Raw genomic sequence first — 23107 nt, forward strand, 5'->3', positions numbered from 1 at the left:
AGGCTATTTCCAATGGTGCGCTCAGTGAGAACGGCCAGTGTTTTTGAGTATGTGATATACAGCGATTGACGGGCAAGTTTACAAATTGTCGAAAAACCTTACACTTTAAATTTGCAAGGCATTCAAAAACTTCTCAAAGATCAAAAAATATAATTTATATTTTCACTTCAGTAGGTTGCGCCATACCATGGACGCCCCCTATCATCATCAACGAACCCTGAAACTCTCTATCGCAGACTCAAAAAGCTTATTAACCTGGCAAAAAGCGTCGGAAATTTTTACACCCGGCTCTACATTTTTTAGGACAAAACGCTTTCAATACGTGTAACATATTGACGATAATGATTTTTTTAAAATTGGTACATTTATTGCATATCGATAACCGTGATTGGATGATCTGTCTTTGGAAAAGACCACGGGGCTTTAAACCAGATCAAAAAAGGCTGTGCTTGTTGCAGAAATACAAGTTGCTTATACTTTAAATAACTCATCAGCTTCATACTATCGGTCGGTGCCATGAAAAAAGACCAGCAAAATCCAGACTCAGCCACCCCTCATAAACCCGAGGCCGACGAAAATATCGATATTAGCCGTCGGCGCTTAGCCAAGGCCGGTGTGGCGGTGGCGGTGCTTATGACAGTAGCCAACCGTCCTGTCATGGGAGGGCAGGGGCAAGGTTGCACCCTGTCGGCATGGATGTCCGCCGGCTCCGGCCCCTCCAAACCGACATGTGGCGGTTTTTCCACCAGTTATTGGACAGCTAAATACGATAAAAAAAGTACCAGTAGTTGGCCATCGCCTTGTTATCAGGGTGGTTATGCTGGTACTGGTTGGGGCACTACTGGTTTCGGTGGTTCAAATTATTATAGTTCCGACAATACCCTAATCTTCAAAAAATGTTTCGGAAGTAATCCTCAAGGATATGGTAGCAGGGAATCGCCGTCGCTGTTGGACGTGCTGAACAAAGATCCGACTGGGAAAACCCTCGCCGCTCAGGCTTGCGCTGCATTGCTGAATGCCGCCGACGACAAAGTTCCATACGGCTATACGGTGGATGATGTCATCAAGCTTTATCAAGCTAATCCTCCGGGCCTGTACGAGATGTTCAGCCAGCTCAATAGCCGTTCATAATGGTGTGTTGGCGGTTGCTGCCTGTCCGCGATTTGTCCTTGCGCCGCTGGGATGATGAATGGGTCGCCAGTGACGCGATCTCAGGGGATACTCATCTTTTAAGTCTCGCGGCCGGAATCATCGTGACTCGGCTCCAGGCAGGTCCAGTCACGACGACGGATCTGACAGCGGCGCTCATGGGCACCGATCAGACGGAGGGCGGCACCGTGCAAGAGTGTCTCGATGCACTCGCGGCCTTGGATCTCATCGAGCCTTGTCCTGCTTGATTCTGGCTGATCTTAGTCTTGCGCAACTTCGGCAGCGTCTGCGGAATCGCGGCGTGTGGTTGCGCACAGGTCGTTTTACGACGCGCATACAAAGCCCGGTGCATTTGATTGCCGAGGGCTTGCACACCATGTACGCGGACTTTAGCCTCGGGGAAGAAGATTACGCCGATTTTCATATCCGTCTGCGCAGCCCACACGGCTTGCGGAGCTGGTTGCGCCCACAAGTGAATTTTAGTCTGGATGGCGGCGAGCCGTTCAACCCGCTGCCGTTAAACCAGGCCTACGCGATGCTGGAGTGGTGCCTTAATTGGTGCGTCACAAGCAACGTCAATACCTATCTTATCCTGCATGCCGCAGTCCTTGAGCGCGATGGTAGGGCGCTGGTATTGCCAGCCCCACCGGGCTCGGGCAAGAGCACCTTGTGTGCGGGATTGATGCTCAGCGGCTGGCGTTTACTCTCCGACGAATTGACCTTGATCGATCTTGCCAAGGGCACCATCATGCCCCTGCCGCGCCCCGTCAGCCTCAAGAATGCGTCCATTGATGTGATCGCGGCCTTCGCTCCCGGCGCCAGCTTTACCCGTCGCACGCACGACACCGTCAAGGGTACGATCTGCCATTTGCGGCCAACGGCTCCGAGCATCACGCGGTCGGATGATCCCGCGTACCCGGCATGGCTCGTTTTCCCGCATTGGGAGGCGGATGCCCCTGCAACTCTCACCCCGCGCCCCAAGGCGCGCGCATTTATGGAAGCAGTCAGCAATGCCTTTAATTTCAGCTTGTTGGGGGCGCAGGGCTTCACTGCGCTGGGAGGCCTGATCGAGCGCTGTGACTGCTATGACTTCCGCTATGGGCGTCTCGAAGAGGCGGTTGCGCTGTTCAATGCCTTGGAGTTGCCCAGGTCGTGACCTACCAAGATTGGGTGACGGCCGCGCTGAGGCGGCCGGCCATACTCGCCGACCTTAAGTTGCGTGAGTGGGATGTTCTGCTACGCCAAGCGCGGCGTGCCGGGTTGTTGGGCAGACTTGCTTACATGGTCGAAGACCACGGCCTGTGGTCGGCGATACCGGACAGCCCGCGACAGCACTTACGTTCGGCTGCAGCGATGGCGGACAAAGTGGGGCGAGAAGTGCGTTGGGAGGTGGATCGCATCCACCGTGCGCTGGCGGATGTAGTCGATGGGGTCATCTTGCTCAAAGGCGCGGCATATGTGATGGCAGGTTTGGCGCCCGCGCGCGGACGTATCTTTCAGGATGTTGACATTCTCGTCCCCCGAGCGCAATTGAACGAGGTTGAGTCGACACTGCTTTTTCACGGCTGGGCGGGAGTATATTCCGACCGCTATGACCAGCGTTATTACCGTGAATGGATGCACGAGTTGCCGCCCGTGCGGCATATCGAGCGTCAGGCGATCCTTGATGTGCACCACACCATCCTCCCCCTAACGGCACGCCTGCGGCCTGATGCGGATCGTCTGCGCGCAGAGGCAATAGGCATTCCAGATCACCCAGGACTCAAGGTGCTGGCCCCGGCTGACATGGTGCTGCACAGCGCCGTGCATCTTTTCTACGATGGTGATTTCGCTCGTGGGCTACGGGATCTGGCGGATATGGATGCTTTGCTGCGTCACTTCGGAACAAATACCGCATTCTGGTCCGCCTTGCTGGCCCACTCCCACGCACACGATCTGGTGCGGCCACTATTTTATGCCTTGCACTACTGCGCCAAAGTGCTGGGCACCCCATTGCCGCCGGAGTTCCTTGAGAAGGTCCGGGCGGCGGCAAACCCGGGTGCATCCACCTTGCGCGCCATGGACTGGCTGCTGGCGAGAGGCTTACGTCCTGACCATCCCACGTGCGCCCTGCCCGGCTCGCGCCTTGCGCGCCAGGTGCTCTATGTGCGGTCGCACTGGTTGCGTATGCCACCGCTACCTTTAGCGCGTCATCTCTTTCACAAGGCCTTTATCTCGAAGCAGCAGGATTGATCCTAAATAACCGCTTTTTGTCCACGAAATTCACGAAATAAAACAAAAACATGGATTGCTTTAGCAATTCACCGGATGGGTGGCAAGTAAAATCGCGATATGTATTTGAATATTTTCGTGTTTTATTGTGACTTTCGTGGATAACTGAGTTTTTTAGGTTGATTGAGTCCCACGCCTCAAGCAAAGCAAAGTTGGATCACCCCTCCCCCGCTATCCAATGCCGTTGACTTAAGCATCGCAAGCCATTTTTTTCATAGCCGTCAAGTGACGTGGCTGTTAGAATAAACCGATGAAAAAGGCTATCAATTCAGCTACAAAGACCAACGCAAAGGAGTCCATCATGGCACACACATTGCCTTGAAAAACCATGCCAACTCGACGCATTCTGGAAACAATTTTCTGCTCTTATCCCTCGTCTCCTTCCCGATCATCCCGACCACCATTCCCAGCATTTTATTCGCGATCGCAAACTGCCCTTGCCCAAGCTGATGTCGTTTGTCTTGTCGCTGGCCGCCTCGGGCGCTGAGCAGGGCATGGCGATGCTATTTGAACAGTTCGCGGAGCGCGCCTGCGATCAAGGTGCATGGCCACGGGCGGACGCCGTTCATGCCTCGGCGTTGACCAAGGCCCGCGCTAAGCTTTCGTGGTGCGTATTCGACACCTTGCTCAAGCAAACCGCCGCGTTGGCGCAAACATTGTTCCCCGCCGCAGACTGTTACCAATGGAAAGGCATGAGCGTGTACGCCATTGACGGCTCCAAATATCAGCTGCCCGCGAGTGTAGCTATTCGTGCGCATTTTGACCCTGATAGCGGCCTGCATCCCGACAATCCAGGGCGCGGCCACTATCCGATGGCGTTGGTGTCCACCGCGTATGATGTGTTTCGGCAGCTGCCGGTCGCACGCACGGTGGTGTCCATTGCCGACGCCGATGAGCGTATTCAAGCACAAGCGCTGCTGCCGCACATACCGCCCGGCGGGGTGCTCGTCTTCGACCAGGGTTACCCCAGTTACGACATGCTGCTGAAGTGCCAGCAATCCTATGACGGCTATTTTTTGTTTCGCTGCCCCGCCAAAAATTCTTTCTCGGCTGTTGAGGCGTTCATCCGCGGCGGGAAGTCATCGGCGATGCTCGAGTTGACTCCCACCTTGCGCGTGCGCGCGATCCGGCTGCGCTCGCCCGACGGCAATCTCTCGGTCTTGCTGACCAATCTCATCGACCCAAAAACGTTTTCGCGCCAATCCATCGTCAAACTCTACCTGCGCCGCTGGAAGATCGAAGATCACTACCGCGCCGAAAAGCGCGATTGCAAAATCGAATGTTTTCACTCGCGCAGTGTTAACGGCGTCAAGCAAGAGCTGTTCGCCGCCGCCATTACGATGGTGATGGCGCAAACGCTCAAGGCCATCGCCGCCCCGCCGCGCGTCACCAATAAATGCATTGTCTTCGCACAGTCTAAAAACGCTGTCGCCGCCTTCGCGCAGAAACTCTATGTTCTCACCACCGCATGCCGGCATAGCGCCATAGCGTTGCTGGAGCGACTCGCCGCATCGTTCGCTCGACACCGTTATTACCAACCCAAGACCTCGAAACCTGGGCAGCCGCGCGTGTCAAAAACACCTCAGAATAAATGGCGCAACGCCAAGCAAAAACGGATGGGGAAGGCTTAAGTCAACGGCATTGCCCCCGCTATCCCCTTCCCAAACGCCAATTTCCCCTCCTCCAGATCCACCTTGATCACATCCCCCGGCCCGAAATGACCGGTGAGAATTTGCTGGGCCAGCGGATTTTCCAGCAGGTGCTGGATGGAGCGTTTGAGCGGTCGGGCACCGTAGACCGGGTCGAAGCCTGCCTCGCCGAGTTTGTCGAGCGCGGCATCGGTGAAGGTGATGTCCATGTCGCGATCCTGCAAACGTTTGCGCAGATAGGCTACCTGGATCGTGGCGATGGAGCGGATCTGCTCGCGCCCCAGCGGGTGGAACACGACGACGTCATCGACACGATTGATGAATTCGGGGCGGAAATGCTGCCCGACGATATCCATCACTGCATTCTTCATCGCCGCATAGTTCTCCTCCCCTGCCATCTCCTGGATCAACTGCGATCCCAGGTTGGAGGTCATCACAATCACGGTGTTGCGGAAGTCCACAGTACGCCCCTGACCGTCCGTGAGACGTCCGTCGTCGAGCACCTGCAACAGCACGTTGAACACATCGGGATGGGCCTTTTCCACCTCATCGAGCAGGATCACTGAATAAGGCTTGCGGCGCACCGCCTCGGTGAGATAGCCACCCTCTTCGTAACCCACGTAGCCGGGCGGCGCGCCGATCAGCCGTGCCACGGAATGCTTCTCCATGAACTCGGACATGTCGATGCGCACCATGGCATCATCGGTGTCGAACAGGAATGCCGCCAAGGCCTTGGTCAATTCGGTCTTGCCCACGCCGGTAGGGCCGAGGAACAAGAACGAACCATTGGGCCGGTTGGGGTCGGACAAGCCAGCGCGCGAACGACGTATCGCATCGGATACCGCCTTCACCGCCTCCGTTTGCCCGACGACGCGCTTGCCCAGCTCCTCCTCCATACGCAGCAGTTTGTCGCGCTCGCCCTCCAGCATCTTCGACACCGGGATGCCGGTCCATTTGGAGACCACCTCGGCGATCTCCTCGTCCGTCACCTTGTTACGCAACAACTTCATCTCGTGCATCTCGGCCTGCGCGGCCATGTCGAGCTGCTTCTGTAACTCTGGGATGCGTCCATATTGCAGCTCGGACATGCGCGCGAGGTTGCCCGCGCGGCGCGCCGTCTCCAGTTCGATGCGCGCCTGGTCGAGCGCCTCTTTGATATGCTGGGTGCCGTGTATCGCGGCCTTTTCCGCCTTCCAGATCTCCTCCAGGTCGGCGAATTCCCGCTCCAGTTTGCCGATTTCAACCTGAAGAGTATCCAGACGCTTTCTGGATGCCTCGTCAGCCTCTTTTTTCAACGCCACTCGTTCGATCTTGAGCTGAATCAGACGGCGCTCCAGACGATCCATCTCCTCCGGCTTGGAGTCGATTTCCATGCGGATACGGCTGGCCGCCTCGTCAATCAGGTCGATGGCCTTGTCCGGCAGGTTACGGTCGGTGATGTAGCGGTGTGACAGGGTGGCCGCTGCGACAATCGCCGGATCGGTGATGTCGACGCCGTGGTGCGCCTCGTATTTTTCCTTCAGGCCACGCAGGATGGCGATGGTATCCTCGACAGACGGCTCATCCACCAGCACCTTCTGGAAACGGCGTTCCAGCGCGGCGTCTTTCTCAACGTATTGACGGTATTCATTCAGTGTCGTGGCGCCCACGCAGTGCAACTCGCCGCGTGCTAGGGCGGGCTTGAGCATGTTGCCCGCGTCCATCGAGCCTTCCGCCTTGCCCGCGCCGACCATGGTGTGCAGTTCGTCGATAAACAGGATGACATTTCCTTCCTGCTTGGCGAGATCGTTCAACACCGCCTTGAGGCGCTCCTCGAACTCGCCACGGAACTTGGCGCCGGCAATCAACGCACCCATATCCAGCGACAACACGCGCCTGCCCTTGAGCCCCTCCGGCACCTCGCCGTTGACAATACGCTGCGCCAGGCCCTCCACGATAGCGGTCTTGCCCACGCCCGGCTCACCGATCAGCACCGGATTGTTCTTGGTACGGCGTTGCAACACCTGAATGGTGCGGCGGATCTCGTCGTCGCGCCCAATCACCGGGTCAATCTTGCCCTGCTCGGCGCGCTCGGTAAGGTCAATAGTGTATTTTTCCAGCGCCTGGCGCTGCTCCTCGGCATTCGGATCGTCCACCTTCTGACCACCGCGCATCTTTTCGATGGCCTGCTGGAGAGAACCCTTGGCCGCACCGGCCTTGCGCAGCAGATCCCCCAGCGCGCCCTTGTCTTCCAGTGCAGCGAGCACGAACAACTCGCTGGAGATATATTGATCCTTGCGCTGCTGGGCCAGCTTGTCGGCGAGATTCAACAGACGGCTCAAGTCATTGGATACATGCACCTCGCCCTCCGCACCCGACACCGTAGGCAGGCGCTCCAGCGCCTCGCCAAGCTGCGAGCGCAGACTGTTGACGTTGACATCCGCCTGGGTCAGCAACGAACGCACCGCGCCGCCCTGCTGATCGAGCAGGGCGGTCATGACATGCGCCGGCTCAATGAATTGATGATCACGCCCCACCGCCAGGCTCTGGGCGTCGGCCAGCGCCATCTGGAACTTGCTGGTCAGTTTGTCCATACGCATCGGGTTACCTCATGTTAGAAGATATTGATGGTTAGATGATGGGGATGGTCTAGCGGGGATTCAACCGGGGGGCGGGCCTACTGTTATAGATCATAGATAATGCACATGCTCTGAATATCCGTCATTCCCTCAATGGGGCGGCCGGAATCCACTGTTTGAGGGATGAAGGATACACGGCGGCGCTGTTATCGTGGCCGCGGCCTGCGTTACTTTGTCAGAATTAATTTTCCCTTACTGGTCAGACGCAGGCGGTATTCCTCACCGGCATGCTCAATGACCATCTCGCGCGCGTCCTTGAGCAGATCACAGCTGGAAACACGCTGTAAAGCAGATCTGCGTGGGACTTCACGCGCCGGCGGTGTTCTTGTGCCTGGATTCGGATTGTGTTCAGCCATGAATATAATCATCCCCTCTAATGCGAATGATTATCATTTTCATTGTTACTTTTGTCAAGTGGATTTTTAGTATAATGTGTTTTCATTCAGTCACACGTCCGCCCACATCCGCAACAGGTTGTGATAACAGCCGGCAAGCGCAACCGAGGCTTCAGTGTCACCCTGGACTTCGCGTACCCGAAGAATTGCCATATCCAGATCAAACAGCAGGCGCCGCCGGTCATCCTCACGCACCATGCTTTCAATCCAGAAAAAGGAGGCGAGACGAGTACCGTGCGTGACGGGCTCGACCCGATGCACGCTTGTGCCCGGATACAAAATCAGATCTCCAGCAGGCAATTTGACCCGCTGCTCGCCGAAGGTGTCTTCGATCACCAGTTCGCCGCCATCATAGGACTCGGGATCGTCCAGAAATAGCGTGGCTGAGAGATCGGTACGCACGCGCGTTCCGCTGACGGCGATGCGACGGATCGCGTTGTCGACGTGATTACCAAAACTCATGCCGCCCTCGTAGCGGTTGAAGAGCGGCGGAAAGATATGCTTGGGCAGCGCCGCCGTGAAGAACAGAGCACTGCGTTCGAGCGCCGCCAGCACGATGCGACCGGCGATACGCGTGGCTTCGCAGTCCTCTGGCAACTGCAGGTTGTGTTTGGCCTGGGCCGACTGGGTGCCGGCGGTGATGCGGCCATCGGCCCACGGCGCCGATGCGAGCAAGGTATGTACTTGCGCAAGCTCGCCGGCCGTCAAGACTTCGGGAACATGGATTAACATGAGACCTCCTTGTGGAAAATTTACGGGAAATCTTAAAAAATTCCATCCTGCGCTGCGCAACCCTGCTCCGCTTGGATGGCAAGATTTGCCATCCTTGGCAAACTCGTTCGCTGCCTTACAGCTCACCCATGGAATTTTTCCCATCCCACGCCCAATTAAAACTTCGCCCCGAACGTGAGCTGCACGGCACGCTTGGTTCCCGGTATGGTATGCCCTGCATACACGCCCTCATAATAGTCTTTGTCAAGCAGGTTCAGGACGTTCAGCTTGACCGAGTATCTGTCCCAGCCATATTGGGCCATCGCATCCCATCGCCAGTAGCTCGGCACTGCATTGGTATTGGTGTTGTTGGCATAGCGCAGCCCCGCGCCTTCCACGCCGCCGCCAATCTTCCAGCCACCGCCCAGCTTATAAGTACTCCACAGATTGGCCGTGTGCCTGGGCGTATTGAGCGGCGTGTTGCCGAGTGTGTTGGACTGCTGCCCAGCGGCGACATCGATCTTCGCCGTCATTAATGCGAGCGCGCCGAAGACCTCCCAGTCGGGGGTGATGCGCCCGACACCTTCGAACTCGACGCCATCCGTGTGGCGTTTACCCGAAAGCAGATATTGGGTGCTGGCCAGATCAGTATTGCGCTCGTTGGTCTTTTCGGAGCGGAAAATGGCGGTGCGCAACGACAGATTCCCGTCTCGCAAATCCCATTTCGCGCCCGCTTCGATATTGCGGCTTTTTTCTGGCGGCGTGTTGGTGGAACGGTCGTCAAGCTGGTAAAGCTCGGCCGAGGGATTGAACGAGGTGCCGTAAGAAACATAATAAGTAGTGAGATCGGGCTGGTACATCAGCCCTGCGCGATAACTCCACACATTGTCCATGCGCGACAGGTCACCCGCCGGGGCGGGACGGGCATAGTCTGCCTTGAGCTGATCATGGCGCGCGCCCAGCACCAGTTTCCATGAGGGAATCAGCTCCATGACATCTTGCGCGTAGAGTCCGACGGTATGCGCCTTGTAGGTAACGTCGCCCGTGGGCGTCCTGTCCAGAAATCCGGGAGGGAGCGGTGGATTCGGATCGGGATTGCCGACCGTGGTGGTCGGATTCGCCCCCGTGTTCACATAATTCCAGCGATGCGCCTTTTCCTGCACCAGTTCAAGGCCAGCCAGCAATTGATGCTTGATGCCGCCCGTATTCAGCTTCGTGGTGAAGTCGGTCTGGCTGGTGATGGTGTCTTCGTCGCCACCGCGCGCCTGGCGGTTCCGGTTGATCACGGTCGCGTCGGTGATTGCGCTCGGGTTACCCGCCAGCCGTGGCGCCACGGCCCGCAAATCACGCTCGTAATCGGCCACGCGCAGTACGGTGCGAATCGATGTGTCGTGGTCAAACCGGTGGATGTAACTTGCAGTAGCGATGCCGGTTTTGTTGCGCTCGTAATCGGCATTGGCCATGCCGTAGAATCGGGTGACTGGAACGTCGAGAGGCCGGCCCTGGAAATAGGGCACACCATAATCCGGGATATTGTCCTCCGCCAGATAATAGTATGACAGCTGGAATTCGTTGCGGGTCCCTATCCCCCAACGCACCGAAGGTGCAACGCCCCAGCGCTCTTGGTGAACTGCATCGCGGAAGCTGTCGGTATCGGTCTTCATGAGGTTGAGACGTACCGCGGCATCCTGGCCCACCACCTTGTTAAAATCAGCAGTCAGGCGCTTGTAGTCGAACGAACCCAGCGTGAGAGCCGCTTCGTTGCGGTCAGCCAGGAAAGGCTGCTTGCTGACCTGATTGATGATGCCGCCGGTGGAGCCGCGACCAAACAGCATCGATGCGGAGCCACGCAGGATATCGAGCTGCTGGAGGTTAAACACTTCGCGGTTGTACTGGGCGACGTCACGCATGCCGTCCAGATACAGATCCCCCACCGCCGAGTAACCGCGTATCGTGATATTGTCGCCAATGCGCCCGCCTTCACCGGCGTTGAAGGTGAGACCAGCAACATTGCGTAGTGCCTCTTTAAATGTAGTGGCATTGCGGTCCTTCATCAATTGCTCCGTGACGACAGTGACCGACTGCGGAATATCGCGCGGCAATTGTTGCAACTTGCCGACGCTGGTCGTGTCGCCCTGGTATCCCTTGGCCTCGCTATCGCGTTCCGCCTTGACCTTTACTTCGGGCAATCTCTCCTCTTTCGACTGCGCGGCTGCTGCTTGGCCAGCATTGGATTCAGACTGCGCAAACACAGGGTTTGCGGCCAGTGTCATGGTGATGCCGACACCGGCCATGACGGCCCCCAGTGGCAGAAGTCGGCCGAGTTGCTGCGGATGGCGCTTGCTGGTTAGTATGTTTTTTTTCTGTACATCTGGTTGTGTACAGCAAAAAGCGTCGCGAATCAGGTGCTTCATTATCAGGCATTCTCCGTCGTTGTTATCAATGTTTAATGCTGGCTGGAGAATCCTAATCGGATTAGATAGACCTCTGGCTGGCTGTACTCGTCTCAGTAAACTTCTAAATAGTCAGGGCATCCTCGGCAACTTCTCTCTGCCCTGCATTGCCCTACATCCGATGCACAGGGATATGCGAGTGCCGCAGGAGCAGGATGCGCAGGAGTGGCCTGCATGCATAGAGTCGTCAGTTTTTCTCAGGTTCACTCACGAACCCGATCTTTGAAAGGCCGACCTTGGTTGCCTCCGCCATCACTTCGGCCAACACCTGGTAGCGCGTATTCTTGTCGACGCGCAGGTGCAACTCCGGCTGGGGCGTTTTGCGGGCTTCACCAGCAAAACGCGCAATGACAGCATCCTTGTCAATTGCCTCGCCATTCCAGTAGAGCGTGCCTCTATCATCAATCGCAAGTTCGATCTTGCCTGGCTTGTCCAGGCTGATTGATGATGAGACTTTGGGCAGATCAATCTTGACCGCATGCGTGAGCAACGGCGCAGTCACGATGAAGATCACGAGCAGTACCAGCATCACGTCGATCAGCGGGATCATGTTGATCTCTGCCATAGGTTCATTATTCGATCGGTTGTTGAATCCCCCAAATGCCATGTCTCACTCCTCTTAGGCTGCTGCCGGCTTGGCTATGATAGGAGCGACCGGTTTCAGTGGCCGCACGTTGCCATCGGTATTTATCTGCTGGCCGGTGACGAGAAATGCGAACAGGTCATAGGCAAAGGCATCCAAATGCGCGAGAGTCACACGGTTGCTGCGCACCAGTGCGTTATAGCCCAGCACCGCCGGGATCGCGACTGCCAGCCCCAAGCCAGTCATGATCAGGGCCTCGCCCACTGGACCTGCCACTTTGTCGAGGGTACCGGCTCCGCTCATGCCGATCGCGACCAGCGCGTGATATACGCCCCATACCGTGCCGAACAACCCAACGAAGGGGGCGGTTGCGCCCACCGACGCAAGCACGGTCAGGCCACGTTCCATCCGGGCGGTTTCTTCGTCTAGGACCTTGCGTATCGCACGCGTTAGAAACTCGGCTGCACTGCCGGCCTCTTCCAGCTTGCTTGCGCCGAACTTGGCGTGATGCTCGCGTGCGAACATCGCGTGGCTCGTCAGGTGGGAGAACGGATCGTTGGTGCCGTAGGCATTGATCTCATGCGCCACCGCCTCCAGCGACGAGGCGTTCCAAAAAGCATCAATGAATTTGGTGCTGCGGCGCTTGACAAAGAGATGGGCGAGCGCCTTGGTGATGACCAGATACCACGACGCGATCGACATCACCAACAAGATCGCCAACAGCGTCTTGCTCAGTCCATCGACTTGGGAGATGAAGTGGGCAAAACCAAGTGTTTGGGACGCAACCTGAATTTCCATGACTACTCCTTTTATAGTTCAAACCAGAAGTGTCCGGCAATTTCGCAAAGACGGCTATATAACATGATGATGTTGAATAGGAAAGTGTGTGTTTAGGGGTGTCACCGACTTGAACGTGAATTTTTTGGGAAACTGGGGCTTTCCCCCCAGGAGTTTCCGTCATGTATTCAGGCCAGTTGGTGTTCGCACAACTCATGGAGCATTTGCCCCTTCACACATTCCGTCGCTGCGTGCAGCGCTACCCTTCCAAATATCCCACCAAGACTTTTTCGCATCTCGATCAATTTCTCTGCATGGCGTTCGCGCAGCTGACTTACCGCGAAAGCCTGCGCGACATCGAAACCTGTCTGCGCGCCCACCAAGCCAAGCTCTATCACTTGGGCATACGAGGCAACATCGCCAAGAGCACGCTGGCCGATGCCAACGAGCAACGCGACTGTCGCATCTACGCGGATTTCGCGATGAGCTTAATCCAGACCGCCAGAAAGCTTTACGCCAGCGACAGCTTTGCGGTCGAACTGGAACAGACGGTCTACGCACTCGATACCACGACCATCGACCTGTGCTTGAGCGTCTTTCCGTGGGCACGCTTCCGCTCCACCAAAGCTGCCGTCAAGATGCATACGCTGCTCGACCTGCGCGGCAACATTCCAACCTTCATCCACATCAGCGATGGCAAGATGCACGAGGTCAATGTGCTCGATATCCTGATACCCGAAGCCGGCAGCTTTTACATCATGGATCGTGGCTTCACCGACTTCGCTCGCTGGTTCACCCTGCATCAAGCACAGGCGTTCTTTGTCATCCGTGGCAAATCCAATCTGCTCTTTCGTCGCGTCTACTCTCGCACCGTGGACAAGTCCACTGGACTGCGCTGCGACCAGACCATTGCATTGACTGCTCGCAAGGCCAGCAAGGATTACCCGCAGCACCTGCGACGCATCAAGTTCTACGATGCCGAACACGACAGGTTTCTGGTCTTTCTGACCAACAACTTCGACCTGCCTGCGCTGACCATCGCTCAGCTTTATCGTTGCCGCTGGCAGGTCGAGCTATTCTTCAAGTGGATCAAACAGCATCTTCGAATCAAGCGGTTCTATGGCACCACCGAGAATGCAGTCAAGACGCAAATATGGATCGCCATCGCGGTTTACGTCGTGGTCGCCATCGTGAAAAAGCGGCTCAATACCGAGGCTTCGCTTTACACAATCCTACAGATTTTGAGCCTGACTCTTTTCGAGAAAACGCCACTCGATCAATTACTTAAAAATGCGGAGACGCAAATGAGCATGCAGAAAGACAATAACCAATTGAATCTATTCAATTAAATTACCGGACACTTCTGAGTTCAAACATGATTGGGATGAGGGCATATGCATGCAGCGCAATGCCATTTTCGGTATAGGGTTTGAAGAGGGCGGCGAGCACCGCGTTGATGGCCGCCTGGTCCAATCGCGAGGAACCCGACGAAAGGTGAGCCAGCGCCTGCTCAGGCCTGCCTTGGGGGTTGATCAACACGCGCACGATGACCTTGCCTTCTTCATTCATACGGCGCGAGATCATCGGATACCCGGGCTGAGGCGGCCGCACATACTCCACGCCCGAGACCAGCTTGGGTTGCGGAGTAGGCGGTGCCAGTGGCGCAGGTGGAATTATAATTGCAGCAACAGAGGCAACGGGCGCTTCCAGAGCGGGAGAGACCGATGCAGGAGCTAGCGGAGGCGCGTCGAAGGTCGCTGGCGTCAAGCCAGGGGTCGGGGTAGCGATAAGGGGCAGCGGCGCCTTAGGTTTAGGCGGCACAACCACCTTGGGTACCAATGCTGGTGACGCAGACGGCGCAGCGGCAGGGCGGACGAACTCCACGAAGAGCGGCGCTGCTTCTTGTACGACCTGACGGACCGCTTCGATTCGTAGCAACGCATAGCCAGCTACCATATGCAAGCCCACAACAGCGAGTGCGGACACGAATCGCAGGCGCGCGCCGGGCACGACTGCATGGATGCAGGCCACTCCTGCACATCCTGCGCCTGCGGCACTCGCACCTCCCTGTGCATCGGAGGTAGGGCAACGCAGGGCGCCGTTGCCGAGGATGTCCAAGTGCGGTGAGCGGTCGCTCTCGGCATCCCTGTCTCCCGCGACACTAGCGCTTCCATGCACGTCGCAGGATGTGCAAGAACCGCCAGCGCCACCAGTGCGGTGCCCGAGGTGATTGCGCTGCCGAAGATCAAAAGGTTCCGTAGCAGCGTCTGCCATTGTCATCGCCAATCGTCCAAAAAGTCGTGACCGTTGACCTGTAAGCCGCTGGATGCGGCTGTCAGGGCAATTCCGGTCGAAACATCATTGGCTGGCTAACGAGGCAGACGCCTCTGGCTGGCTACAAGGTGCGGCCTCTAACGGCCCAGCACCGAAATATATCTAAATGAGAATCATTACCGATTATATAGAGGGAGTATTAACTACGCAATAGCAGGCAAGATGTTTTCGCACCTGCCATGGCAAATGGTGCATTTGATATTTAGGGAACATCTGAAAAACGTCATGCAATGCAGGGCATTTCTGCTTTGCGTTGAACGTCCGGGGGAAAAGGCTGGAGCCGGGGGGGCTTTACCCCAATGCCGTTGACTTAAGCATCGCAAGCCATTTTTTTCATAGCCGTCAAGTGACGTGGCTGTTAGAATAAACCGATGAAAAAGGCTATCAATTCAGCTACAAAGACCAACGCAAAGGAGTCCATCATGGCACACACATTGCCTTGAAAAACCATGCCAACTCGACGCATTCTGGAAACAATTTTCTGCTCTTATCCCTCGTCTCCTTCCCGATCATCCCGACCACCATTCCCAGCATTTTATTCGCGATCGCAAACTGCCCTTGCCCAAGCTGATGTCGTTTGTCTTGTCGCTGGCCGCCTCGGGCGCTGAGCAGGGCATGGCGATGCTATTTGAACAGTTCGCGGAGCGCGCCTGCGATCAAGGTGCATGGCCACGGGCGGACGCCGTTCATGCCTCGGCGTTGACCAAGGCCCGCGCTAAGCTTTCGTGGTGCGTATTCGACACCTTGCTCAAGCAAACCGCCGCGTTGGCGCAAACATTGTTCCCCGCCGCAGACTGTTACCAATGGAAAGGCATGAGCGTGTACGCCATTGACGGCTCCAAATATCAGCTGCCCGCGAGTGTAGCTATTCGTGCGCATTTTGACCCTGATAGCGGCCTGCATCCCGACAATCCAGGGCGCGGCCACTATCCGATGGCGTTGGTGTCCACCGCGTATGATGTGTTTCGGCAGCTGCCGGTCGCACGCGCGGTGGTGTCCATTGCCGACGCCGATGAGCGTATTCAAGCACAAGCGCTGCTGCCGCACATACCGCCCGGCGGGGTGCTCGTCTTCGACCAGGGTTACCCCAGTTACGACATGCTGCTGAAGTGCCAGCAATCCTATGACGGCTATTTTTTGTTTCGCTGCCCCGCCAAAAATTCTTTCTCGGCTGTTGAGGCGTTCATCCGCGGCGGGAAGTCATCGGCGATGCTCGAGTTGACTCCCACCTTGCGCGTGCGCGCGATCCGGCTGCGCTCGCCCGACGGCAATCTCTCGGTCTTGCTGACCAATCTCATCGACCCAAAAACGTTTTCGCGCCAATCCATCGTCAAACTCTACCTGCGCCGCTGGAAGATCGAAGATCACTACCGCGCCGAAAAGCGCGATTGCAAAATCGAATGTTTTCACTCGCGCAGTGTTAACGGCGTCAAGCAAGAGCTGTTCGCCGCCGCCATTACGATGGTGATGGCGCAAACGCTCAAGGCCATCGCCGCCCCGCCGCGCGTCACCAATAAATGCATTGTCTTCGCACAGTCTAAAAACGCTGTCGCCGCCTTCGCGCAGAAACTCTATGTTCTCACCACCGCATGCCGGCATAGCGCCATAGCGTTGCTGGAGCGACTCGCCGCATCGTTCGCTCGACACCGTTATTACCAACCCAAGACCTCGAAACCTGGGCAGCCGCGCGTGTCAAAAACACCTCAGAATAAATGGCGCAACGCCAAGCAAAAACGGATGGGGAAGGCTTAAGTCAACGGCATTGGGGCTTTACCCCAGGGAATTTGATTTGCTAATGGGCCAATGGCGGGGCCAAGGCCCCACCGTCATGCGTTCGACACACGTGCGCAGGCTACTATGCATTAGACTCTAACCAGCTTGGCAGCCTGTGTAAGCGCTCCCCTACTGCGTCGCCTTCCTTATGCCATGAACCGAATCGGGCAACACCACGTTCAACTCCAGCACCTCGAAGTTGCCATCGTGTTCCAGGTTGACCTTCACCTGATCCAGGTCAATCTGGACATACTTTGAAATCACCTGGAGCAACTCCTGGCGCAACTCGGGCAGGAAGTCGGGGCCTTTGCGGTCGACGCGTTCGCGGGCGAGGATTATTTGCAAGCGATCCTTGGCCACGTGCGCCGTTTTTTTGCGTGTTCCCAGCAGATAATCGAGGAATGACATGGCCTAGGCTCCAAACAAGCGGTGGAAAAAGCCTTTTCTCTCGGCCTGCAGAAAACGCATCGGCAGGTCTTCACCCAAAAAGCGCGCTACTACATCGCGGTAGGCTTGGCCCGCGGTGCTTTCCGCATCGTGGATCACCGGAACACCGGCATTGGAGGATTGCAGCACGGCCTCAGCCTCGGGAATAACGCCAAGCAAGGGAATGCTCAGGATCTCCTGCACATCGCTCACGCTCAACATTTCACCCGCATCCGCGCGCTTGGCGGAATAGCGGGTAATCAGCAAATGCTCTTTGATCGGCTCCTGCCCTTCTTCGGCGCGTCTGGATTTGGCGGCCAGGATGCCCAGGATGCGGTCGGAGTCGCGCACCGATGACACCTCGGGATTAGTCACGATAAGGGCCTCGTCGGCAAAGTACAGCGCCATCAGCGCACCCTTTTCGATGCCCGCCGGGGAGTCACAAACAATGTAATCATAACTTTCACGCAGCTCATCCAGAATCTTGCCGACCCCTTCCTTGGTGAGCGCATCCTTGTCCCGTGTCTGGGAGGCGGGAAGCACGAACAGGTTGTCGCAATTCTTGTCCTTGATCATTGCCTGCTTTAATGTGGCCTCGCCGTTAATGACATTAACAAAGTCATACACCACGCGGCGCTCGCAGCCCATGATCAAATCAAGATTACGCAACCCCACATCAAAGTCAATGACAGCCGTCTTGTGGCCGCGCAACGCCAAGCCGCTGGCGAAGCTGGAACTGGTGGTGGTTTTGCCCACGCCACCCTTACCGGATGTAACGACGATAATCTTTGCCAATGTTGTCTCCTTGAACGACTTAAATTAAAGGTGCGATGATTAGCCGCTCACCATCCAGATACACCTGGACGGGCTTGCCGAACACATCGGCGGCAGGCTGCTGTTCAAAAATGCGGTAATGACCCGCCACAGACACCAATTCCGCCTCCAACGACTGCGTAAACACACGCGCATTTGTGTCGCCATTCACGCCCGCCAGGGCACGGCCTCGTAGCGGCGCGTACACATGAATATTGCCATCAGCCAACACCTCCGCCCCGGCATTGACCGGCGCGAGCAGTACCAGATCGCCACCGCGCGCGTAAATCTGCTGCCCCGAACGTACCGGCTGACGCACGATTCTCGCCGCTACAGCCTGGGGGGAATGGGCAACAGGTTTGGCTACAGCGACCTCTGGCACGGGTGCCTGCTGAATGGATGGTTGTGGCTGGGGGGAATGGCTAACCGATGCCGCATCCACAGACTCCGGTTTGGAACCGCCTTGCATGACCGCCAGCCCGGCAGAAATCGCCACTTCCAGCTGTTCCGGCGTGGCGTGACGCACACCCACTGGCACCAACTGATTGTCACGCAGCAAACGGACTAACGCGTGAAAATCCAACCCAGTATCGCGCACCGCTTTGACGTCGATCACCACCGGTGCATTCTGGAAGAATCGCGGCGCCTGCGCCAGGCGCGCTCCCAAGGCCCGCGCCATGGCGTCTATATCATTACTTTTCAAACACAATACGGACAAGGTGAACACCGAGCCCTTTATATCCAGAGCGTCCTTCTCAGCACCGCCTGCTTGCCGCACATCCTGCTGTGATCTCTGCACTATTTAACTGCCCCACTCTGTCACTAGATACAATAGTCCTATTTTACGCAACTCGCCTGCTCCAAAGCAAAACAATATAAAGTGCCCCCTGAGAAACTCGGAGGTTTCAAGACATAGGGGTGAAGCGATATAAGACGGCATTCCATGAATCGCCATCCCACTGAGAGGCGGGCAAACTTGGCCAGGGTGGCCTATACGCAAAAAAGGCCCCGGACCATCGATCCAAGGCCTTGCTTAAAATTGGTGGGCCGTCTGCGATTCGAACGCAGGACCAACGGATTAAAAGTCCGCTGCTCTACCGACTGAGCTAACGGCCCGTTCAGGAGTGATACATAAGGTGGTGCATGATACCGATCTTGTGAAAAATAACAAGATGCTGGCACGACAAAAATGCCGATTCCTGCCCCTTTCCATTAACTGGGTAAGGGGCAGGTTAGGCGCGTGGCTTATTTCACGCGAGGATCAAGCGAGCCGTTGGCGTAGCGCTTGTACATTTCTTCCAGATTGATCGCCTTGAGCTTGGAGGCATTACCGGCGGCGCCGAAGGCTTCATAACGAATCGTGCAGATATCCTTCATTGCCTTGGTGGCGGCTTTGAAGAACTTGCGTGGGTCGAACTCCTTGGGGTTCTCGCCCATAGCCTTGCGCATCGCGCCGGTGGCGGCCAAACGCAGGTCGGTGTCGATATTAACCTTGCGCACGCCGTGCTTGATGCCTTCCTGGATCTCTTCCAGCGGCACACCGTAGGTTTCGCCAATGTCACCGCCAAACTGGTCAATGATTTTCAGCCATTCCTGGGGTACGGAGGATGAGCCGTGCATCACCAGATGGGTGTCGGGGAGGCGGGCATGAATCTCTTTGATGCGGCCGATAGCCAGGATGTCGCCGGTAGGTGGGCGGGTAAACTTGTACGCGCCGTGGCTGGTACCGATGGCGATGGCCAGTGCATCCACCTTGCTGGCCTTAACGAATTGAGCCGCTTCTTCGGGGTCTGTCAACAGCATGGAGTGATCCAGCACGCCTTCCGCGCCACTGCCATCTTCCTCACCGGCCATGCCGGTTTCCAGGGAACCCAAGCAACCCAGCTCGCCTTCCACGGAAACACCGCAAGCATGGGCCATCTCGACCACTTTGCGTGTCACTTCAACATTGTAGTCATAGCTGGCCGGGGTCTTGGCATCTTCCATCAAGGAGCCGTCCATCATCACCGAGGTGAACCCGCTCTGGATGGAGCGCATGCACACGGAGGGGGAAGCGCCATGATCCTGGTGCACAACAATGGGGATATGGGGGTACATTTCCACCGCAGCGAACATCAGGTGGCGCAGGAAGGGTTCGCCGGCGTAGGAACGGGCACCTGCAGAAGCCTGCACGATCACCGGGCTGTCGGTTTCGTCGGCCGCCTGCATGATGGAGTGCATCTGCTCCATATTGTTCACATTAAATGCGGGCACGCCGTAGCCGTGTTCAGCGGCATGGTCCAGAAGCTGGCGCAGTGATATTAAAGCCATTGTATTCTCCTCTAGGATTTATCGAAGGTTAAAAATTCTTTGTTAATGATTCACCAGTTGAGCGCATCCGTCAACTTTGGGGAGCAACAAGATCGCCCACCCGCACAATTTTCATGGCGTTGGTTCCGCCCTCTACTCCGGTCAAATCGCCCTTGGTGATAATTACAAGATCACCATCACGCACCGCGCCACGCCGCACCAGCTCATCTATGGCCTCCTTGTTCACCAATGGATGATCGGTGGAGTTGACATCAAAGCTGAGGGGATACACGCCACGGTACAGGGTCACTTTTCTACGCGTCGCCACGTGCGGCGTCAGGGCATAGATCGGGATGCCGGAGCTGATGCGTGACATCCACAAAGGCGTGGAGCCGGATTCGGTCAACGCCGCGATCGCCTTCACACCAAGGTGATTCGCAGTATACATGCACGCCATTGCGATAGCCTCGTCAATGCGCCCGAAGTGGGTATTGAGGCGGTGGTCGGAAGTCGTCGCCAAGGGCTGTTTTTCCGCCTCGAAACAGATGCGGTGCATCGCGGCCACCGCTTTGGCGGGGTATTTGCCGCTCGCGGTCTCCGCCGAGAGCATCACCGCATCCGTGCCATCCAGCACCGCATTAGCCACGTCGAAAACTTCGGCGCGGGTCGGGATCGGGTTTTCAATCATCGACTCCATCATCTGGGTAGCGGTGATCACCACCCGATTCATGGAGCGAGCCAGCTTGATGATGCGCTTTTGCACGGCGGGCAACTCGGCATCGCCAATTTCGACACCCAGATCACCGCGCGCAACCATCACCGCATCGGTGGCGGCAATGATTTCTTCAAGATCTTCAATGGCCTCGGCGCGCTCAATTTTCGCCACAATGCTGCCATGGCCACCAGCGGCGCGCAGCAGGCTGCGGGCATAATTAACATCAGCCGCGCTGCGCGGAAAGGATACCGCCACATAATCCGCCTGGATTTCCGCCGCGGTTATGATGTCAGCGCGGTCTTTATCAGTGATGGCCGCTGCGGACAAACCACCGCCCTGGCGGTTGATTCCTTTGTTATTGGAGAGCGCGCCGCCCACGACCACCTGGCAAATAATTTGCTTACCTGTGACCTGTTCCACCCAAAGCACGATACGACCGTCGTCAAGCAACAGGGTATCGCCGCGATTCACATCATTAGGCAAATCTTTGTAGGTAAGCCCGACCCGTTCCTGATCGCCGTCGTTGACACCGCAGCTTGCATCCAGGACAAACCGCGCGCCCTCAACGAGAATAATCTTGCCATCACGGAAACGGTCAATCCTGATCTTGGGACCCTGCAAGTCCACCAGCACGCCCACCTGACGACCATAAGCAACCGCTCGGTTGCGCACTGCCTCGGCGCGCCGCTTGTGATCCTCGGAGGAACCGTGAGAAAAATTAAGGCGCACCACATCGACACCCGCCTCGATAACGCCATCCAGCACTTTTGGATCATCGGTGGCGGGCCCGAGTGTTGCAACAATCTTGGTTCGTCTTAGCAAATCAATAACTCCGTAGCATAATCCAGATTATTCACGCAAAACCGCGCAGTTTAATGCGATATCTTTGCTATATGTTCCACTTGCCTGTCACAGTGGTTTTTTGTGCATCAACTCTTTGCGGCTCTGCGCGACATTTTCACTTCTTCGCAGCACGTTCTTCTAAAATCGCCACAGCAGGCAGCTTCTTTCCTTCCAAAAACTCAAGGAAGGCGCCACCACCGGTGGAGATATAGGAAATCTTATCAGCAATATTATACTTGGCCACCGCTGCCAACGTGTCCCCACCGCCTGCGATGGAGAAGGCCTTGGAATTGGCGATAGCCAGCGACAGCGCCTTGGTACCGTTGCCGAACTGATCAAATTCAAAAACGCCAATCGGGCCGTTCCATACAATGGTGCCGGCATTGGCGATGATTTCTTCCAATTGTTTGCTGGACTTGGGGCCGAAGTCGAAAATCATGTCATCATCGGCCACGTCTTTAACATCCTTCAATGTGGCAACGGCGGACTCGGAGAACTCCTTGCCGCACACCACATCCACCGGAACAGGCACATCACCGCCTTTGGCGCGGGCCTCGGCAATGATGTCTTTGGCTTCCTGCACCAAATCGGCTTCCGCCAGCGATTTACCCACTTTATTGCCTTCCGCCAGGATAAAGGTATTGGCGATACCGCCGCCAACAATCAGTTGATCCACGATTTTCGACAATGATTTAAGCACAGTAAGCTTGGTCGACACTTTCGAGCCGCCAACAATGGCGACCATGGGGCGCGCGGGCTTGTCCAGCGCTTTGCCCAACGCTTCCAGCTCGGCGGCCAGCAGCGGACCGGCGCAGGCTGTGGGGGCGAATTTGGCAACGCCGTGGGTGGATGCCTCGGCGCGGTGCGCGGTACCGAAGGCATCCATCACATAGATGTCGCACAGCGCGGCATATTGTCTGGAAAGGTCATCAGAGTTCTTCTTCTCGCCCTTGTTGAAGCGCACATTCTCGAAGACCACCACCTCGCCGGGGACGACATCGACGCCGCCAAGATAGTCCTTGACGACCCTTACCGGCTTGCCGAGCAGGCCGGACAGATGCTCCGCGACGGGCTTCATGGAGTTCTCTTCGCTGTAAACGCCTTCTTCAGGGCGGCCCAGATGCGACATGACCATCACCTTGGCGCCCGCCTTTACCGCCAACTGGATGGTCGGCAGGGAGGCGCGAATGCGGGTGTCATCGGACACCTTACCATTTTTGAGCGGCACATTGAGATCTTCACGGATCAACACCCGCTTTCCAGCGAGGTCGAGATCGGACATTTTGATAACAGGCATGGTTTACTCCT

Annotated in this window: 20 protein-coding genes and 1 tRNA gene; 7 read left to right on the top strand and 14 right to left on the bottom strand. The window is 56.6% G+C overall.

Features of this window, described 5'->3' with window-relative positions; all coding sequences use genetic code 11:
- The first annotated feature begins 516 nt into the window (after positions 1–516).
- From M3A44_02980 to M3A44_03000, 5 genes are all read left to right on the top strand, one after another.
- Positions 517–1131 carry a hypothetical protein gene (locus M3A44_02980; GenBank protein ID MEQ6340621.1) on the top strand — a complete coding sequence of 205 codons (615 nt, stop codon included), beginning with the start codon at positions 517–519 and terminating at the stop codon, positions 1129–1131.
- Positions 1131–1397, top strand: a complete 267-nt coding sequence (locus M3A44_02985) for a hypothetical protein (protein MEQ6340622.1) — start codon at positions 1131–1133, stop codon at positions 1395–1397. The genes M3A44_02980 and M3A44_02985 overlap by 1 nt, the downstream gene beginning before the upstream one ends.
- The gene (locus tag M3A44_02990) at positions 1385–2305 is read left to right on the top strand and encodes an HprK-related kinase A (protein ID MEQ6340623.1); all 921 of its coding nucleotides are present in this window, start codon (positions 1385–1387) and stop codon (positions 2303–2305) included. The genes M3A44_02985 and M3A44_02990 overlap by 13 nt, the downstream gene beginning before the upstream one ends.
- Positions 2302–3381, top strand: a complete 1080-nt coding sequence (locus M3A44_02995) for a nucleotidyltransferase family protein (GenBank protein ID MEQ6340624.1) — start codon at positions 2302–2304, stop codon at positions 3379–3381. The genes M3A44_02990 and M3A44_02995 overlap by 4 nt, the downstream gene beginning before the upstream one ends.
- A gap of 470 nt (positions 3382–3851) precedes the next feature.
- Positions 3852–5051, top strand: a complete 1200-nt coding sequence (locus M3A44_03000; protein ID MEQ6340625.1) for an IS4 family transposase — start codon at positions 3852–3854, stop codon at positions 5049–5051.
- Here M3A44_03000 and clpB read toward each other — a convergent pair.
- From clpB to M3A44_03030, 6 genes are all read right to left on the bottom strand, one after another.
- The gene (gene clpB, locus M3A44_03005; protein MEQ6340626.1) at positions 5048–7648 is read right to left on the bottom strand and encodes an ATP-dependent chaperone ClpB; all 2601 of its coding nucleotides are present in this window, start codon (positions 7646–7648) and stop codon (positions 5048–5050) included. The genes M3A44_03000 and clpB overlap by 4 nt on opposite strands.
- Positions 7649–7854: 206 nt before the next feature.
- Positions 7855–8043, bottom strand: a complete 189-nt coding sequence (locus tag M3A44_03010; protein MEQ6340627.1) for a hemin uptake protein HemP — start codon at positions 8041–8043, stop codon at positions 7855–7857.
- 90 nt (positions 8044–8133) lie between these two features.
- Complete coding sequence (locus tag M3A44_03015; GenBank protein ID MEQ6340628.1) at positions 8134–8814, bottom strand: Fe2+-dependent dioxygenase; 681 nt, start codon at positions 8812–8814, stop codon at positions 8134–8136.
- A gap of 155 nt (positions 8815–8969) precedes the next feature.
- Positions 8970–11207 (bottom strand): TonB-dependent siderophore receptor, encoded by a 2238-nt coding sequence (locus tag M3A44_03020; protein MEQ6340629.1) that lies wholly within the window; start codon positions 11205–11207, stop codon positions 8970–8972.
- A 226-nt stretch (positions 11208–11433) separates the two neighbouring features.
- Positions 11434–11853, bottom strand: coding sequence for a biopolymer transporter ExbD (locus tag M3A44_03025; GenBank protein MEQ6340630.1), 420 nt, complete (start codon positions 11851–11853; stop codon positions 11434–11436).
- Between the two features lie 12 nt (positions 11854–11865).
- Positions 11866–12627 (bottom strand): MotA/TolQ/ExbB proton channel family protein, encoded by a 762-nt coding sequence (locus tag M3A44_03030; protein MEQ6340631.1) that lies wholly within the window; start codon positions 12625–12627, stop codon positions 11866–11868.
- Positions 12628–12788: 161 nt separating this feature from the next.
- Between M3A44_03030 and M3A44_03035 the strand changes: the two genes are divergently transcribed.
- The gene (locus tag M3A44_03035; GenBank protein MEQ6340632.1) at positions 12789–13955 is read left to right on the top strand and encodes an IS4 family transposase; all 1167 of its coding nucleotides are present in this window, start codon (positions 12789–12791) and stop codon (positions 13953–13955) included.
- Between the two features lies 1 nt (position 13956).
- On the opposite strand, the gene M3A44_03040 is transcribed toward M3A44_03035, so the two are convergent.
- Positions 13957–14880 (bottom strand): energy transducer TonB, encoded by a 924-nt coding sequence (locus M3A44_03040; GenBank protein ID MEQ6340633.1) that lies wholly within the window; start codon positions 14878–14880, stop codon positions 13957–13959.
- Positions 14881–15492: 612 nt separating this feature from the next.
- On the opposite strand from M3A44_03040, the gene M3A44_03045 reads away from it, so the two are divergent.
- On the top strand, positions 15493–16692 hold the full coding sequence (locus M3A44_03045) for an IS4 family transposase (GenBank protein ID MEQ6340634.1): 1200 nt from the start codon (positions 15493–15495) through the stop codon (positions 16690–16692).
- Between the two features lie 150 nt (positions 16693–16842).
- On the opposite strand, the gene minE is transcribed toward M3A44_03045, so the two are convergent.
- The 7 genes from minE to M3A44_03080 form a co-directional block, all read right to left on the bottom strand.
- Positions 16843–17121: a cell division topological specificity factor MinE gene (minE, locus tag M3A44_03050; GenBank protein ID MEQ6340635.1), complete on the bottom strand. Its 279-nt coding sequence runs from the start codon at positions 17119–17121 to the stop codon at positions 16843–16845.
- A gap of 3 nt (positions 17122–17124) precedes the next feature.
- On the bottom strand, positions 17125–17934 hold the full coding sequence (gene minD, locus M3A44_03055) for a septum site-determining protein MinD (protein MEQ6340636.1): 810 nt from the start codon (positions 17932–17934) through the stop codon (positions 17125–17127).
- 19 nt (positions 17935–17953) lie between these two features.
- Positions 17954–18751: a septum site-determining protein MinC gene (minC, locus tag M3A44_03060; GenBank protein MEQ6340637.1), complete on the bottom strand. Its 798-nt coding sequence runs from the start codon at positions 18749–18751 to the stop codon at positions 17954–17956.
- A 241-nt stretch (positions 18752–18992) separates the two neighbouring features.
- A tRNA-Lys gene (locus M3A44_03065) sits at positions 18993–19068 on the bottom strand.
- 129 nt (positions 19069–19197) lie between these two features.
- Positions 19198–20262 (bottom strand): fructose-bisphosphate aldolase class II, encoded by a 1065-nt coding sequence (gene fba, locus M3A44_03070; protein MEQ6340638.1) that lies wholly within the window; start codon positions 20260–20262, stop codon positions 19198–19200.
- Between the two features lie 70 nt (positions 20263–20332).
- Positions 20333–21778 carry a pyruvate kinase gene (gene pyk, locus M3A44_03075; protein MEQ6340639.1) on the bottom strand — a complete coding sequence of 482 codons (1446 nt, stop codon included), beginning with the start codon at positions 21776–21778 and terminating at the stop codon, positions 20333–20335.
- A gap of 136 nt (positions 21779–21914) precedes the next feature.
- Entirely contained in the window at positions 21915–23096 is a 1182-nt protein-coding gene (locus tag M3A44_03080; GenBank protein MEQ6340640.1) for a phosphoglycerate kinase, read from the bottom strand.
- Between the last annotated feature and the right edge of the window lie 11 nt (positions 23097–23107).

Source organism: Gammaproteobacteria bacterium (assembly GCA_040183005.1).
Lineage (GTDB): Bacteria > Pseudomonadota > Gammaproteobacteria.

What these genes read in the sequence shown, in the direction of transcription:
- clpB (MEQ6340626.1), bottom strand. Translation starts at nt 7,648, where the DNA reads ATGCGTATGGACAAACTGACCAGCAAGTTCCAGATGGCGCTGGCCGAC.
- M3A44_03040 (MEQ6340633.1), bottom strand. Translation starts at nt 14,880, where the DNA reads ATGGCAGACGCTGCTACGGAACCTTTTGATCTTCGGCAGCGCAATCAC.
- M3A44_02980 (MEQ6340621.1), top strand. Translation starts at nt 517, where the DNA reads ATGAAAAAAGACCAGCAAAATCCAGACTCAGCCACCCCTCATAAACCC.
- M3A44_03080 (MEQ6340640.1), bottom strand. Translation starts at nt 23,096, where the DNA reads ATGCCTGTTATCAAAATGTCCGATCTCGACCTCGCTGGAAAGCGGGTG.
- M3A44_03015 (MEQ6340628.1), bottom strand. Translation starts at nt 8,814, where the DNA reads ATGTTAATCCATGTTCCCGAAGTCTTGACGGCCGGCGAGCTTGCGCAA.
- minE (MEQ6340635.1), bottom strand. Translation starts at nt 17,121, where the DNA reads ATGTCATTCCTCGATTATCTGCTGGGAACACGCAAAAAAACGGCGCAC.
- M3A44_03025 (MEQ6340630.1), bottom strand. Translation starts at nt 11,853, where the DNA reads ATGGCATTTGGGGGATTCAACAACCGATCGAATAATGAACCTATGGCA.
- fba (MEQ6340638.1), bottom strand. Translation starts at nt 20,262, where the DNA reads ATGGCTTTAATATCACTGCGCCAGCTTCTGGACCATGCCGCTGAACAC.
- M3A44_03010 (MEQ6340627.1), bottom strand. Translation starts at nt 8,043, where the DNA reads ATGGCTGAACACAATCCGAATCCAGGCACAAGAACACCGCCGGCGCGT.
- M3A44_03020 (MEQ6340629.1), bottom strand. Translation starts at nt 11,207, where the DNA reads ATGAAGCACCTGATTCGCGACGCTTTTTGCTGTACACAACCAGATGTA.
- M3A44_03035 (MEQ6340632.1), top strand. Translation starts at nt 12,789, where the DNA reads ATGTATTCAGGCCAGTTGGTGTTCGCACAACTCATGGAGCATTTGCCC.
- M3A44_02985 (MEQ6340622.1), top strand. Translation starts at nt 1,131, where the DNA reads ATGGTGTGTTGGCGGTTGCTGCCTGTCCGCGATTTGTCCTTGCGCCGC.
- M3A44_03030 (MEQ6340631.1), bottom strand. Translation starts at nt 12,627, where the DNA reads ATGGAAATTCAGGTTGCGTCCCAAACACTTGGTTTTGCCCACTTCATC.